Raw genomic sequence first — 14,850 nt, 5'->3', positions numbered from 1 at the left:
GGTCAGATACCATGTCTTCGATGAAGCCTTAGTCAGCAACACCATCACACAGTGCTCCACACCCATACAATAACGCCAGAATCTCTTGCCTTGTTGTGCGGGGGTGTCCAGACAGAGGGGCAAAAGGTTGGGGTCCGTTTGGGCGGCGCCCACGCCCGCCCCGGTCCCCCCGTTGTGGCGCGCGCTTTCCCCCCCCCCCCCCCCCCCCCCCCCCGGTGACCTCGACGGGGGCTCTGCGTCGCTTGGGACGGCTGACAGCCGGCGCCTGCTCACCATCAACGGCAGCTCCCTTGTGGCCGAGATCGTCATCGCGCGACGTGGGCGCCGCCGCCGCAGATGTCAGCGCGATCGCCCACTGTACATCGGAAAGCCTTCAACATTCCTTATAGGAAAAAAACGAACAACCCATCCATGAGAGGACGCATTCTCATCCGAAAATTTCTGCGCGCATTCGACTAGACGCCGAAACTGGACGCTTGAACGAGCTTGAATCAAAAAACAACGCTCGATGTCGATCCGAATGTCCCCGCCGCATTTGGGATTCGCCTTTGATAGATTTGCGTGATATAAATCTACTTATGCCTATAATAGGTATTTAATGCGTATAGGATCGTCTTCGCGATGGCATGGTCATCTTTTCGGAACGTGCTGGCCTCGCCGTCGTCTGGCTCGTCGCTGAAGGATGCGCCGGTCGATGAGGTATCGAGACAGCCCAAGCCTGACATCGCCCTGCCCAAAGCGAACCTCGATGCGTTCGATAGCCCAATGAAACGGACGAGCGCGGCGCGCGCAGAGAAGCCGTTGTCTCTCGACTCGATCGGCCAGCGCGATGAGGTCGTAAGGCAGCGCATCAATGCGATGATGGATCGCCTGGAGGACTTGAGGACATTGGAGGAAGATTTTTCCTCCATTCTCGAGCCGATCATCAGTATTAGCGATGAACTGCCTCGCGCAAGCATGCGCATCGCCGAACTCGAGACGTCGCTTGCGCAGGAATTCCAATCGAGCCGAACGATCAGGCTCGAAGTCGCGGAGCTTCTCACCCGATCGGCAGGTCTGGCGACCGAGCTCTCCGATGCCCTCGCGCGAGCCGATCGATCTGAGAACCAGTTGCGCGCCGCGGATGCTACGATCGCCGACCAGCGTGTCGAGATCCGCGACAAAGCGCTCTCCATCGAAAACATGGAGCGGCAACTCTTCGCTGAAGCCGAACAGGTGAAGGCTTTGAGCGGCGAGAACAAAGCCCTGCGGCTGGAAGCACAGGCCGCCGACAGCGCGCTCGCACGATCGGAGCATGAGCTGCTCGGCGCCCGCGAGAGCCTTGGTGTCCTCGATGCGGACAACCGCCGCATGACGACGCTCAACGAGGAGCAGGCCGTTCAGCTCTCGGAACTGGAGAGCCGCCATCGAAGCTTGGAGGCTCTGGCTGACGTGGAGCGCCACCGCTTGCGGGCGGCCGAGAGCCAGCTCGCGAGCGAGGTCGCCGCGCGAGAAAGGAACGAGGCTCAACACGAGACGGACCTCAGCTTCTTGCGCACCGAGCGCTCAGGATTGGCCATGAAGCTCGAAGCCGCGACCAATCGAGCGGAATCGAACGAGCAGCTGCTCGGCCAGGCACGCAACCAACTCCGTGAGAAGGATGAGGCGCACAGGATCGCGGATCGCAATTTCAAAGAGGCTAGCATCGCGCGTACCACTGCGGAGAGGCGCTTGGACTCCCTACAGACCGATCTGGCGCGTCAGACCGAACGGTTCCTCGACATGCAGCGGTTGCGCGGTGAGCTCGAATCGCGCTGCGACATGCTCGGCAAGGCGCTGGCGGCCCGAGAGGCGGCGGTCGAGCAAGCTGGCATTCGCAACGCTGCCCTCGTCGAGCGCATCGAGCAGATGACCCATCGTCAGGAAGCGGCGCGCGCCGAGTTCGAGTTGGCAAACCGGCGGTTGACGGAGGACTTGCAGAACGAGCGCTCGGAGCGCGCTCTGGTCCAAGGCGCCTTGGACATCGCCCGGGAAACGCGTGTATCGCTTCAGAAGCAGTACGAAGTCCTCAAACGCTCGGGCCGAGGATGGCGGGCCGGGGAAGAGGATGCGTCTCCGGTTGGTGCCGAGCCAACGTCGGAGCCCGTCAGCAACGTCCGGCCGTTCAACCCAGCCGTTCAAAATTAACGATCAAATATTCATTGCGGAACAAGGTTTAGGATGAGCGATCCCGCCTCCAAAGACATGCCGTTCTCTACGGGGCAGTCGATGATGCTTCGTGCATGGCAATCGAACGCGACGAAGCCTGGAGAAAAGGTCGTCAGCTTCCTCCCGTCATCGGAAGGTGGGTCTGGAGCGATGTCGGCAAACCCGGAGAATGCAGGAGGGCCGCCCCTGAGGGAGTGGTCGGCCGCCGTCGATCTCATCGAAGAGGCGAGCGAAGCGATCCGCATCGGTGAGCAGCGAGCTGCGGAATTGGAAGCCCAGCTTACGCATGTCACCACCCAGGCATCGGAGGAGATGCGCCGTCTGAATCAGCAGATTTCGCTCACGGAGCAGAAGCTTTCTCGTGCCGAGGAGCGCGCGCGTCTGGCCGAAAGCCGGGCCCACGAAGCTGAGGCGTGGCTCGTCCGGCTTCACGACGCGGCAATCACGGCTTTCGGATCGAGGGCCGCACAGAAAGCCGCGTCCCTCAATGGCGAACCCTCTGACTGAAACGGACTCGGTGCAGTGTTCAGGTCGGACCCGACGTCCTCGTTTACGGCTACTTCCGCCGATCATGCTCAGGTGGGCTCGTCGAGCCTTGCTACACCGTTGCATTTTGCCAAGGTCAATGCGGGTGTCGTCCTTGAACTGATTGCGCAGGCCGAGACAGAAATTACCAGTTTCGACCTTTGGCGCAACAAGATCCATTCCGATGCGTGCCTGCTGCTCGCTCGCATCAAGCAGGAACGCCTGGACTACGCCACGCAAATCAGGAACCTGGACCATGAGGTCAGGGTTTTACAGGAGAAATCCACCGAGGCAGAGCGTGTCGCCTATATGGCGCTCGTTGAGCTGGACGGCGCACTCCGTCTCTGCGAGATGGCAAATGCAAGAATTCTAGAAGCTGAAAAAAGGGCAGAAGCTGCCGAGAGGCGCGCTGAAAGCGCCGAAGGTTGGCTCGAGAAGGTACAGGCCGCCATTACGTTCGAATTAATAGATCAGCCGCGCGAGCGCCATGGCGGCGAATGAACGCTTCATCAAATTAAGAGATTTATACAAAAGCTATCATTCGTCTCTATCTTGCCTGTGGTCATTTTGAAGGCCGACATCAGATAACGTGTTTTAAGGCTGGCTTCTCTGAAAATTCTGCCACGATAGTTTCCTGGACCCGCGCCAGCCACTCCTCGGAGATACGCGCACGCTCCTCGGCCGCCAGCAGTTTTTCGTCGGCAGCCTTTAGCAAGGCGTCGGCGCGGCTCTGGATATCGGCAGAGCGTGCCTCGGCAGCCCGGACACGCTCAGCGGCATCCCGGACATCCTGCCGGACACGGTCGAGCAATGCCTGAACGCGCAATTCCTGTTCCTGAGCCTGCGCCTCAATATCACGAGCATGCTGGGCCGCCTGACGAACCCGATCGATTAGTTTTGACCAATCCTCAGGTGGCGAACGAGGGTCAGAGGTAATCTCTGTTCCAACGCTGTCGAAGTGACTGACAAGCGGTAGCACCTTCGTGATATGAGTGCCGACAGCATCCCCTTGATTAGACGCATCGAGAGCTGAGAGGTATCCAAAAGGGAATCTCTTTACCGGTTTCATGGAGCTCCTTGGCGCGACGCGGGCGCCATTTAGGTAGGCCGCGATTATTGATGATAGTAAATTTAAGCTATCTAGTGTCCGGTTTGCAAGTCACGGCGTCCTAGCTCCGGCCGATCTCCACACAGCTCTCCCAGCCTTGTGCCGTACCAAGGCCTTCCGCTGCCGATGGAGCTTGACCTTTAGCATGGGACCCCAGCGCCACGCGTTCTCGATACCGTGCAAGACCCTCTCCTGTTCGCGCATCGATCGGCCAACTCGACCGCGAGCGCTCCCGGCCGCTGATGGCGGCGATCGACGCCTGCAACGCCCGCTTCGGCCGCGGCAGCGTCGTCCCCGCCCGGGCTAGACTCGTGAGGAAACGGACATGGAGCACGAAGTTTGAGATGCGGACGCCGCGCTACACGAGCCAGGTCGGCAAGTTGGCGATGGCGCACGCGCGACCGGCGGTATGGCGGGCCGTCGCAGCAGGGTCGTCTTGTCGTGAAGTGCGCACCTTTGAGGTGGCGTCCCGGGATTTCCAGGGTCATTCCACGGCTTCAGCGCGCCCCTCGTCGACATCCGCCTCATCGTCGGCGTCGACGCCTTCCTCCAGCTGCTCCTCGTCGTCCGTCGCTGCCTGCGGGGTGATCCCAAACCGGGCGGCGACGTCGGGTGCGAACCGCAGCAAATCGGGGCGAAGACGCAGGAGGCTGAGGTCCTTGGATTTTCCTTCCAGCATCACGTCGAAAACCAATCCCTCGGCCATCCGCATGAACGTCGCGAACTCGAAGGGGTTGGTGAAGTCGGCGTGACCCGTCCAGACCGGGGGCCGCAACACCGTCTTCACCCGTGCCGTCGCCTTGATCGGCGCCTTCAACACCTCCTTCGATTTACCCCTGGCTTTTCCGGCCTTGGCCGCCTCTCGTTGCTTGGGGGTGATCTTTTGCTTGATCTCGCGCAACTCGGTGCGCGGCGAGGAGAAATGCATTTTCGGGCGGACGCCAGCGGGCCACGTCGCAAGGAAGCGCTCGAAGGTCTCGCGCATGTCCAGCCGCTCGGGATTGAGGCACCAGAAATGCTGGTAGTCGAAGATCAACCGCACCCCGGTACGCTCGTGGATCCAGAGCACGTCCGCCGCCGAGAAGCGCAGGTCATCATTCTCCAGCACCAGACGGCGCTTCACGTGCTCCGGGCAGAGGTTCCAGCCGTCAACCCAACGCGCCCGGCTCGCCTCGTGGTCGTCGTAGACGCCACCGACATGGGTGATCATCACCGCCTCGTCGTCCAGCTCCATCCGGTCCAGCATCTCGGCTTGGCTGGAGAGATCCCAGATGCTCTTCTTCGTGAGCTCGGGGTTCGGAGCGTTCAGCAGCACGTACTGCGAGGGATGGAACGACAGCCGGATGTCGTAGGCCCGGGCCTTTGCGCCGAACGCCCGCAGCTCGGCATCGCTCTCCGCCACCATGTTGTGAAACCGGGGCATGTCCGGGTGGGTCGCATAAGGCGCGATGTCCGACGACATCCGGTACATGTCGAGGTTCTTGGACTTGAGGTAGTCCAGCACGTGGTCCAGCAGTTCGAGGGAGCACTTGAGATGCGGATCCTTCTGCCAGCGCCGGGTGTCCTGCGACTTCAGGTCTGGCCGCCCCATCACCTTGACGGGAAAGCCCAGCCGCAAGGGACGATCATTGCCGGTCATGCCTGCACCTGTGCCTGGGGAAACCCGAGTCCCTGGATGAAGTCGTTCCAGTCGGCGTTGCGCAGCGCCCCGCCTGTCGCCTGGGCGTGGCCGTTGCCGTAGCGCCCGTCGGCGTTGGCCGGACGATGCTCGGCGAGGAAGGCGATGAGATCGCGCCCGCTGGCCGACCGAGCGGCGAAATGCACCCAGCCGGGGCGATAGCCCGCGTTCGCGGCGATCACGATCTTGTTCTTCAGGCGCCCCCGCCATTGCTGGGCGATCAGGGGATGGATCTGGCACGGGGAGTCGAGCGATATCAGCGCGACGTCGCCGCCGATGGCGGGCGGCACGCGCTTGGCCGTGTCCATGGCCGCCCGGACCTCGGTCTTGGCCGCGTGCAAGGCTAACGCATCGGCATCGTCGCCCTTGGTGATGCGTTTTGGGCCGTCCGAGGCCAGCAGAAGTCGTAACGCCGGCCCTGCATCGGCCGCCGCGGTTCGGCGGGGGGCGTTGACGAGCGACGTGGCATCGCGAAGGGCCGTCTTGCCCCAGCGAGCCTGGGCCTCGGCGATCTCCGGGAAGTCGAGGCCCTCGGCCATGTCGCCGATCAGGCCCACCGCCGCCAGCCATAGCAGGTCGGCCTGGTCCCCCATGGCGCCAACGGCCCACCAGGCAAGCAGGGCGGTGGTCGGCTCAGGGACGAGACCGTTCCCGCTGATCGTGATCGCGTCCCTCGGTTCGCCGGTCGGGACGTGGTGGTCGATGACGAGTGTCGGGCAGCCCGACAGCACGGGGTCGGCTCGGGTGCCGAGGTCGGCCAGGATCAGTCCGCCGGGCTCGTGCTCGCCCAGCCGGTCGGCGACCTGGGGGTCCCACGGTGACTCCCCCTTACCGACAACGACCGATACCGCCTCCCATCCCGCTTGCCGGAGGGCTCGCACCAGTATGGCGGCCGCGGTCAGACCGTCCGCATCGAAATGGCTGACGATCAGGATGGGCTTCTCTTTGTTGAACTTCGCGAGGGCGGCCTTCATCGCGTCCCGTGCCGACCCTCGTGTATCGCCATGCGATGACAGGCTTCCGACCATTCGAGACCTCACTGACCCACCCGTCATTTCATACCCTGTGGCCCCGTTCGAAGGCCGGCCCCGAAATCCTTTGATGCAAGCCAGAGATGCGCATCGCCCGGCGAGGCAACGTCCGAGTTTCGGAACCGATGGCAGGCCAATCAGAGAATTCTGTTCAAAGATTCCATTGCCCGGGGTGCAAGCGCACAGGCGATCGGCCGTCGGCACCATACGGCCTCCCAAACGGCATCGGCCTGCTGATGTCCGGGGTCGGAGGATGTTAGGATCTGGTCGGAATCACGTCGAGGGGCTCTGGGAGCCATGCCTGGTCCGACCTGCCGGTTTCCCGGCAGCTGCGATGCCCTTGGACCGGGAAAGCCCTGTCGCCACTGTATCGCGGCCGCGATTGCGCAACGTGCCGTCAGTCTCCGTGAACGCATCGCCGCGAACCGAATGGAAGGACGGCCGCCATACGCCAACCAACTGGAACAACCGTCGAATCCAGATCGGGCGCTTCATGGTTCGCGCATCGGGCTAGCAACCGCAGCGAAAGCGGCCGTCGGAGCGTCGGATTGTCGGTCAAGAGCGTTGACCGGCGACGTCGGTCACACGCCGGGTCAAGCGGCCTTCCGGGTTTTGCCGGCCATAGCCTTGCCCGAAATGCGCTTCCGCGTAGCCGTCGAGGTCTTCGCCTTGGTCTTGCGCGGCTGCACCTTCGCTGATCCCTCCCCATTCTCGGACCTGATGCTGCGCTTAAGGGCCTCCATCAGGTTCACGACGTTACCGGAGTTCGGCGCACCGGCCTTCGCCTTGCCCTTGCTCTTGCCCTTCGCCGGCTTCGGTGCCTTGCCCTTCACCAGGGCGATCAGCGCCTCCTCGTAGCGGTCCTCGAACTTCGACGGATCGAACTTTCGGGTGGAGCGCGCGATCAGCTCCTCGGCGAGCGCCCGCATCTCGGCCGTGGGATCGCCGTCGGGCATGTCCTCGAAGTAGGCCGTCGGCGAGCGGACCTCGTCCTCGTATCGCAGCAGCGTCGCGAGCAGGCCCTTGCCGTACGGTTCGAGCAGGACCACCCGCTCGCGCTTGTAGATGACGATGCGGCCGAGCCCGGCCATGCCTTTCTTCTTCATCGCATCTCGGATCACGGCGAAGGCCTCGCGCGAGACCTTGTCCTCGGCCGCCAGGTAGTACGGCTTGTCCAGGTAGCGCTCGTCGACCTCCGCGCGCCTGCAGAACGCCTCGATGTTGATCGTGTGCGTGCTCTCCAGGGCGATCTCGCTGAGTTCGTCGTCCTCGATCGGCACGAGGTCGTCCTTGGCGATCTCGCATCCCTTGACCTGATCGTCGCGATCCACGGTGTCGCCGGTCACGGAATCGACCATCAGCTGCTTGAGACGGTTGCCGGTCTCGCGGTTGATCGTATGGCACTTCAGCTCCCTCGACGAGCTGACTGCCGGATACAGTCCGACCGCACAGGAGACGAGTGAAAGTCGAAGATGACCTTTCCAGTTGGCGCGGGCTGCCACGTCCGTCTCCTGTGTCCGTCGAAGTATTTCCGGCCGCCGATGCCTTCGCGCCGCGAAGGTCGGGAGCTTGACGGTTCAACGAGAGTCCAACTCGACTCGTTCCTCCACAGGCGCAGCTGTGGATAACCTGCCCATTATTGTAGATGGCCCTGCCGAAGGAGTCGGCTCAGGAACCCGAGCGGGCCGTTCCGGTTCTCACAGGACGATGACCGAGCTGCTCAGATCCTATCGGGACAAGCGGGACTTCGGGGCCTCGCCCGAGCCCAAGGGCAAGCGCGGCCGCAAGGCGGCGAAGGCGCGGTTCGTCGTCCAGAAGCACGACGCGCGGCGTCTGCACTACGACCTGCGGCTCGAGATGGACGGGGTGCTCAAGAGCTGGGCGGTGACGCGCGGACCGAGCCTGTCGCCCGCCGAGAAGCGGCTCGCGGTCCAGACGGAGGATCACCCGGTCGACTATCTGGCCTGGGAGGGCGCGATCCCGAAGGGCCAGTATGGCGGTGGGACCATGATCGTCTGGGACACCGGTTCCTGGGAGCCCATGGGTGATCCGTCCGTTGGACTGGCGAAGGGGCACCTCGAATTCGCCCTGCACGGCGAAAGGCTCGTGGGCCGATGGCATCTCGTGCGCATGAAGGGCCGCGGCGGCGAGAAGAAGCAGCCCTGGTTGCTGGTGAAGGCCGACGACGAGCACGCCCGCCGCGACGGCGACATCCTCGTCGAGCACGAGGCCTCGGTCCTGTCGGGCCGGACCAACCAGGATCTCGCCGAGGGCGGGGTCGTCAGAGCCGATCATGCGGCCCGCGCCGAGGTCGCCGCCGAGCGGAGGACGAAGCCGCCCGCGAGCCGCTCCAAGGGGGCCCGCCAGGCGATCCTGCCGCCCTTCGTCGAACCCGCGCTCGCGACCCTCGTCGACGACGTACCCACCGGCGACGGCTGGCTGTACGAGATCAAGCACGATGGCTACCGCATGCAGGCCCGCATCGCCGGCGGCTCGGTGAAGCTTCTGACGCGCTCGGGCCTCGACTGGACCGCGAAGTTCGAAGCCGCGGCCCAGGCCCTGAAGGGTATGAAGCTGCCCTCGGCCCTGATCGACGCCGAAATCGTCGTCGAGACGGAGAGCGGGGTCTCCAGCTTCTCCGCCCTGCAACAGGCGCTCGCCGCCGGCGATACGGGATCGGCGGTCGTCTACGCCTTCGATCTGCTCTACCTCGACGGCAGGGATCTGCGTGCCCTGCCCCTGACCGAACGCAAGGACCTGCTGCTGCAGGTCCTCGACGACGCCCCGCCGGGCGGCCCCATCCGGTTCAGCGAGCATCTCACCGCCGATGGCGAGGCCATGGCGCGCCACGCCTGCAGGCTCGGACTGGAAGGCATCGTCGCCAAGCGCGCTGACGCGCCCCACCGCTCGGGCCGGACCGATGCCTGGCGCAAGATCAAATGCAGCTTGTCGAAGGAGTTCGTCGTCGCCGGCTACATGCCGTCGACCACCGCGTCCAGGTCCGTCGGGTCGTTGATCCTCGGGACGCACGAGGACGGCACCCTCGTCCACGTCGGGCGGGTCGGCACCGGCTTCCGCGACGCGGTTGCGCGGGATCTCTGGACGCAGCTGGAACCGCTGCGCATCCCGGCGGCGCCCTTCGCGGCCGAGCTGCCGCCGCCGGCGCGCCGCAACGCCCGCTGGGTCGAGCCCCGGCTCGTCTGCGAGGTCACGTTCCGCGGGTGGACGGGCGACCGCCAGCTTCGGCACGCGTCCTTCAAGACCCTCCGGAGCGACGTGCGGCCTGAGGAGGTCGTACGGGAGAAGGGGGCCGCGGCCGCGAAGCCTCGTATGCGGAAGCCGCCGGTGAAGGCCACGCCGCTGACGCATCCGGATCGCGTGCTCTGGCCCGACGTCGGCCTGACCAAGGAGGGTCTCGCCGAGTATTACGAAGAGGTTGCCGACCGAATCCTGCCGCACGTCGTCGACCGGCCGCTATCGCTTCTCCGGTGCCCAGATGGCCTCGGATCCTGCTTCTACCAGAAACACGCCTGGGCCGGTCTCGACGACCGCCATATCCGGTCCGTGGACGGGGAGAACACCGTCGTGATCCGGGATCGGGATGGCCTTCGCGCCCTCGTCCAGTCGAGCGTGCTGGAGATCCATCCATGGGGGGCGACGGTCTCGGACCCGAATCGGCCGGACCGGCTGGTGTTCGACCTGGATCCGGGCGACGGCGTCGCGTGGGACGATCTCGTCGCCGGCGCGCTGGAGGTGCGCGAGCGGATGTCGGCCTCGGGCCTCGCCAGCTTCGTGAAGACCACCGGCGGCAAGGGGCTGCACGTCATCGTGCCGATCGAGCCGAAGGTCGGCTGGGACGAGGCCAAGGCCTTCGCGAAGCGCATCGCATCCGAGATGGCGAAGGACGTCCCCGACAGCTTCGTCGCGACCGTGTCGAGGAAGGCCAGGGAGGGACGGATTTACGTGGACTACCTGCGCAACCAGCAAGGCGCGACCGCCGTCGCGGCCTTCTCCACCCGGGCGCGCCCCGGGGCGCCCGTATCCGTTCCCATCGATTGGAACGAACTTCCGTCGCTCGGCTCCGGGGCGCGCTTCGACGTTACAAGCCTGCTGGGGCGCCTGTCCGCATTACAGCGCGATCCCTGGACCGGGTTCGAACGCGCGGCTCGTCCGCTCGAGGTTGCTGGGCGCCGACCCCGTCGACGGACCTCGTAGGCGAAACCTGACGCTTGGTACCCATTCACGAGGGGCGTTTGGGCTGGCGACCAGACTTTGGTCCTTCGTCCCGAAGCGGATGTTCCACCGTCGACCCAAACTCGCCGCTCAAGGCTGCTCGCGCCGGGCCCGAAAGCGGTCATTCGGCCAACTGCCGTCCTTGCAGCAGCGAACCCAGCAATGACCGTTCGCCCGTCCGCGGCCGCGTTCGAACCGGAAAAGAAGTGCCTCTTCCGTGTGCGATCATTCGATCGCTATCGGCGTTTCGCTCAGGAGGCCTGGGACATCCTGCCGGATCGCGTAACGATGCTTGTGAGCGACATCACGCTCTGGATCAGTGCCGATTTGGTCCAGGAGCCCTACCAGCATGGGCAGATCCAGAGCTTGGACACAGTCAGGAAGCGATCAAGGAGCTGGTGTACCGCAAGCGATATTTCGTGGGCGATGGCGACGTCGACGAGGATGCGGCGGAGGAACGAGCAAGGTGTCTTAGAAGAGATCTATCTTCCTTCTTCCCCTAGCGGATACTGAGACCAGTATCATCCCCTTCACGCCGGGTAAGAAAACATGTGGCTCTCCGACGAAGCCAGGCCCGATCGAAACGACGCCCTGTTCGCTCGACGAAGATCCCGCGAATGTCCCTGAGCGTTAAGGGGTTAAGCCGCCGCTGGCACCTTTCGTTCGCAGGCGGGCTCAAGAGGGCTGTTGCTCGGGCATAGGTCTGTTCTCGGCGTACAATTGTCGGCAGCGATCCAGGCAGGATTAAGGATCGATTAAGCCGCCGTGAGCGAGACATCGCGTAAATGTTGGTTTCAAAAATGGTGGATCGCCCGATCCTGGAGTTCACGCTGATGAACACCCCCTTGTTGCGATCTTCCAATGAGGCCGAGCGCCTTGCCGCCCTGCGTGACCTGAACATCCTTGATACCGCACCGGAGACCCAGTTCGATGCGATCTGCCGTACGGCGCAGGTCTTGTTCGGAATGCCGATTGCCCTGGTCTCGCTCCTCGACGAAGACCGCCAGTGGTTCAAGGCGCGCTGCGGGCTGAGCCACGACGCAACGTCCCGGGACGTCGCATTCTGCAACCATACCATCCAGGCCGACGAGGTCCTCATCGTCGAGGATGCCCGTGACGATGCCCGGTTCAAGTCGAACCCCCTGGTCACGGGGGAGCCGGGCATCCGCTTCTATGCCGGCGCACCGCTGATCCTGAGGTCCGGCATCCGCGTCGGATCACTCTGCATCATCGATACCGAGCCGCGACGCTTCTCGAGCGAGCAGGGCCGCCAGCTCCGCGACCTGGCCGAGGTCGTGACCGCGAACCTGCGCGTCTACCAGGATCGTACCGAGCACCGCCGCGTGGCGGCGACGCTGGCGGATACCGATGATGCGTTGCGCGACGCCCGATCCCGCTACGCCTCACTCGCCGATGCCCTGCCGCAGATGGTCTGGACCGTCTCGCCGGAGGACCGCGTCACCGCCTACCGGAACGCGAGCTTCCGTGCCTACTACGGCGAGGCCGACGGTTCGCGCGGCCGGGCCCACAGCCGCAACCATCCGGGTGACGTCGACCGCATGTCGAGCGCCTGGGAGGCCGCGGTCTTGGGCAAGCAGGCTTTCGAACTCGAAGGTCGCCTCAGGCGGCATGACGGCGACTACCGCTGGCACCGGATCGTCATGATTCCGCTGAAGCGCAGCGGAGAGGTGATCGAGTGGCTCGGTACGGCGCTCGATATCGACCACATCATCGCGGCGCAGACCGCGCTGAAGGCGACCGGAGACCTCCTGCGTCTCGCCCAGGAGGCGGCCGAGGCGGGCATCTGGGAGTGGGACATGCGCGACGACGTCGTCCGGCTTTCATCGATGAGCGCCCGCATGCACAACCTTCCGGTACCGGTCGGCCAGGACGCGATGGAGATCCCGCTGGCCGATTGGAAGGTGCAGGTCCATCCCGACGACCTTCCTAAGGTCTGGGACGAGGTAAAGCGCGCCATAGCCGATCGGACCACGTACAGCTGCGAGTTCCGCATTGCCAATCCTGCGGTCCCGGCCGAACCGCGATGGATGCAGTCTTTCGGTCGCATGCTCGACGACGCGGCCGGCGAGCCCGTCCGCTGCGTCGGCCTCCAGATCGACATCACGGATCGAAAAGTCTCTGAGGCGCGCATCGCCCACGTCGCGAGTCACGACAACCTCACCGACCTACCCAATCGCGTGGTCTTCCACGCGACGCTCGAAAGATGCCTCGCGGATCTCGGAAACGGTCAAGCCGCGCTGCTCTGCCTCGACCTCGACCGCTTCAAGACCGTCAACGACACGCTCGGACACCATGCCGGGGACAGGCTCCTACGCGTCGTCGCCGACCGTTTGAGGGACTCCGTCGGGAATGAGGGCGTCATCGCGCGCCTCGGCGGGGACGAGTTCGCGATCATCCTGCCGGGGGACGGGCTTGAGACCGCGCAGGCGCTCGCACGGACCGTCATCGACGCCATCGGCCAACCGATCCATCTCGGCAGCCAGGTGGTGACCATCGGCGCGAGCATCGGGATCGCGCTCGCACCGGAACATGGACTGGAGGTGGACCTCCTGCATCGCCATGCCGACCTCGCCCTCTACCGGGCCAAGGGGGCCGGACGGAACAGCTCCCAGGTCTACACCAAGGGAATGGACGAAGCCCTGGAGGACAGGAACAAGCTTGAGTTCGACATGCATCTCGCCCATCGCAAGGCGGAGTTTCGGCTGTATTACCAACCCGTCGTCGCACTGACGGACGGGCAGGTCCGTGGCTTCGAGGCCTTGATGCGCTGGCCGCATCCGATCCGCGGGATGGTCTCGCCGGCCGAATTCATCCCGATCGCAGAGGAGACTGGCCTGGTGGTTCCCCTCGGGACCTGGGCACTGGAGGAGGCCTGTCGCTTCGCCGCGTCGTGGCCGATCCAGGCGCGCATCGCCGTCAACGTCTCGGCGGTCCAGTTCCAGCAGCCCGGCCTTGAAGCGGCCGTTGCGAACGCCCTTGCTGTCTCCGGTCTCGCGGCCAACAGGCTCGAACTGGAGATCACAGAGAGCCTGATGATCCAGGATGGCGACGCGGTCATCGCCTGCCTGCATAGGCTTCGGTCCATCGGCGTCCGCATCGCCCTGGACGATTTCGGGACGGGGTACTCCAGCCTGAGCTACCTTCGGCGCTTCCCGTTCGACAAGATCAAGATCGACCGGTCGTTCGTACGCGAGATCGACGACCCCGACGCGCAGGCCATCGTCCGCGCCGTGGTCAGCATCGGCGAACGTCTTGGGACCGCGATCACCGCCGAGGGTGTCGAGACTGAGGATCAACTCGCCCTGGTGACCCAAACGGGATGCACGGAGGTTCAGGGTTTCCTGTTCGGCAAGCCGATGACGCCCGAGCAGGCCCTGGCTATTATGAGAGAGCAAACCCCGCGGAAGGCGGCGTGAAGCAGCCGTCATGCTACAACTGCAAGATCAATGCCGCTTGAGGACCGGACGCGGCTGTAAGCAGCCAGACGTTTCCCACCCCGAACGGTCATTCCGGATCCGACTCGGCCCGGCTGACATACCCGGCTTGCCTCGGCTTCCGATGCAAACGCTCGGACATGCTGGTGCTGTGCTGCGCCAACCGGGACATCACGCGGACTTCCGGCCGGGTTCGCGGGAGCACGTGGCTAGGCGGTGGTTAGGCGTCGGGACTTCGCGTGGCGCCTTGACGGTGATGACGACCTCCTGACCGACGAATTTCACACTATCGGCGCACCGGCGTGTGTTGCGCTGCCCGACCGCTTCGGGCGCCTTCCCACGTGGCAGCCAGCGCGGCGGTACGGCCGCGCTGGCCCGACCCGGCTCAGCGCAGGAGCTGGAGGATGCCCTGGTTGGCGCTGTTGGCCAGCGACAGCGCCGAGATCGCCAGCGACCGGCGCGTCGACAGTCCGTGACCTCCGTTATCTCGATCGACCGGATTGCTTCGGCAACCCAGCGGCCTTGCAACCCCAGGATATCCACCTGACGCAACTTCGCGACAATTTTCCAGCCGTATGCTGCTTCCGACCCATGATGACATCCTCCACATGGCTCAGGGAGGACCACTTTTCA

General features: G+C 64.3%; 9 protein-coding genes and 2 pseudogenes. 6 read left to right on the top strand and 5 right to left on the bottom strand.

The window, feature by feature from the left end:
• The first annotated feature begins 621 nt into the window (after positions 1–621).
• The 3 genes from MKK60_RS02940 to MKK60_RS02930 all read left to right on the top strand — a co-directional run bounded on the left by MKK60_RS02940 (position 622) and on the right by MKK60_RS02930 (position 3,213).
• Positions 622–2,166 (top strand): chromosome partitioning protein ParA, encoded by a 1,545-nt coding sequence (locus MKK60_RS02940; protein WP_243983874.1) that lies wholly within the window; start codon positions 622–624, stop codon positions 2,164–2,166.
• 33 nt (positions 2,167–2,199) lie between these two features.
• Entirely contained in the window at positions 2,200–2,694 is a 495-nt protein-coding gene (locus MKK60_RS02935) for a hypothetical protein (RefSeq protein ID WP_147725143.1), read from the top strand.
• A gap of 72 nt (positions 2,695–2,766) precedes the next feature.
• Complete coding sequence (locus MKK60_RS02930; RefSeq protein ID WP_243983873.1) at positions 2,767–3,213, top strand: hypothetical protein; 447 nt, start codon at positions 2,767–2,769, stop codon at positions 3,211–3,213.
• A gap of 79 nt (positions 3,214–3,292) precedes the next feature.
• Here MKK60_RS02930 and MKK60_RS02925 read toward each other — a convergent pair whose 3' ends face one another.
• A complete protein-coding gene (locus MKK60_RS02925; RefSeq protein WP_243983872.1) occupies positions 3,293–3,781 on the bottom strand; it encodes a hypothetical protein in 489 nt (162 codons plus the stop codon).
• A 236-nt stretch (positions 3,782–4,017) separates the two neighbouring features.
• Between MKK60_RS02925 and MKK60_RS02920 the strand changes: the two are divergent.
• Positions 4,018–4,218, top strand: a pseudogene (locus tag MKK60_RS02920) (DUF4113 domain-containing protein); the annotation flags it as partial.
• A gap of 86 nt (positions 4,219–4,304) precedes the next feature.
• Here the strand turns inward: MKK60_RS02920 and uvsE are convergent.
• The 3 genes from uvsE to MKK60_RS02905 form a co-directional block, all read right to left on the bottom strand.
• Positions 4,305–5,459: a UV DNA damage repair endonuclease UvsE gene (uvsE, locus tag MKK60_RS02915; RefSeq protein ID WP_243983871.1), complete on the bottom strand. Its 1,155-nt coding sequence runs from the start codon at positions 5,457–5,459 to the stop codon at positions 4,305–4,307.
• The gene (locus tag MKK60_RS02910; protein ID WP_243983870.1) at positions 5,456–6,472 is read right to left on the bottom strand and encodes a DHH family phosphoesterase; all 1,017 of its coding nucleotides are present in this window, start codon (positions 6,470–6,472) and stop codon (positions 5,456–5,458) included. Before MKK60_RS02910 ends, uvsE begins: the two co-directional genes overlap by 4 nt.
• 650 nt (positions 6,473–7,122) lie before the next feature.
• On the bottom strand, positions 7,123–8,031 hold the full coding sequence (locus MKK60_RS02905) for a Ku protein (protein ID WP_243983869.1): 909 nt from the start codon (positions 8,029–8,031) through the stop codon (positions 7,123–7,125).
• A 205-nt stretch (positions 8,032–8,236) separates the two neighbouring features.
• Here MKK60_RS02905 and ligD point away from each other — a divergent pair, with 205 nt between their 5' ends.
• Together ligD and MKK60_RS02895 are read left to right on the top strand one after the other, a co-directional pair.
• Positions 8,237–10,744 (top strand): DNA ligase D, encoded by a 2,508-nt coding sequence (gene ligD / locus MKK60_RS02900; RefSeq protein WP_243983868.1) that lies wholly within the window; start codon positions 8,237–8,239, stop codon positions 10,742–10,744.
• A gap of 803 nt (positions 10,745–11,547) precedes the next feature.
• The gene (locus MKK60_RS02895) at positions 11,548–14,199 is read left to right on the top strand and encodes an EAL domain-containing protein (RefSeq protein ID WP_243983867.1); all 2,652 of its coding nucleotides are present in this window, start codon (positions 11,548–11,550) and stop codon (positions 14,197–14,199) included.
• Positions 14,200–14,661: 462 nt separating this feature from the next.
• Here the strand turns inward: MKK60_RS02895 and MKK60_RS02890 are convergent.
• A pseudogene (locus MKK60_RS02890) lies at positions 14,662–14,810 on the bottom strand (IS3 family transposase); the annotation flags it as partial.
• Between the last annotated feature and the right edge of the window lie 40 nt (positions 14,811–14,850).

Source organism: Methylobacterium sp. J-092 (genome assembly GCF_022829325.1).
Classification (GTDB): Bacteria; Pseudomonadota; Alphaproteobacteria; order Rhizobiales; family Beijerinckiaceae; genus Methylobacterium.
This window is presented reverse-complemented; position numbering and strand designations above follow the sequence as displayed.

Excerpts from the sequence above, each read along its gene's own strand:
- ligD (WP_243983868.1), top strand. The coding sequence starts at position 8,237 with ATGACCGAGCTGCTCAGATCCTATCGGGACAAGCGGGACTTCGGGGCC.
- MKK60_RS02895 (WP_243983867.1), top strand. The coding sequence starts at position 11,548 with ATGTTGGTTTCAAAAATGGTGGATCGCCCGATCCTGGAGTTCACGCTG.
- uvsE (WP_243983871.1), bottom strand. The coding sequence starts at position 5,459 with ATGACCGGCAATGATCGTCCCTTGCGGCTGGGCTTTCCCGTCAAGGTG.
- MKK60_RS02910 (WP_243983870.1), bottom strand. The coding sequence starts at position 6,472 with ATGAAGGCCGCCCTCGCGAAGTTCAACAAAGAGAAGCCCATCCTGATC.
- MKK60_RS02940 (WP_243983874.1), top strand. The coding sequence starts at position 622 with ATGGCATGGTCATCTTTTCGGAACGTGCTGGCCTCGCCGTCGTCTGGC.
- MKK60_RS02925 (WP_243983872.1), bottom strand. The coding sequence starts at position 3,781 with ATGAAACCGGTAAAGAGATTCCCTTTTGGATACCTCTCAGCTCTCGAT.
- MKK60_RS02935 (WP_147725143.1), top strand. The coding sequence starts at position 2,200 with ATGAGCGATCCCGCCTCCAAAGACATGCCGTTCTCTACGGGGCAGTCG.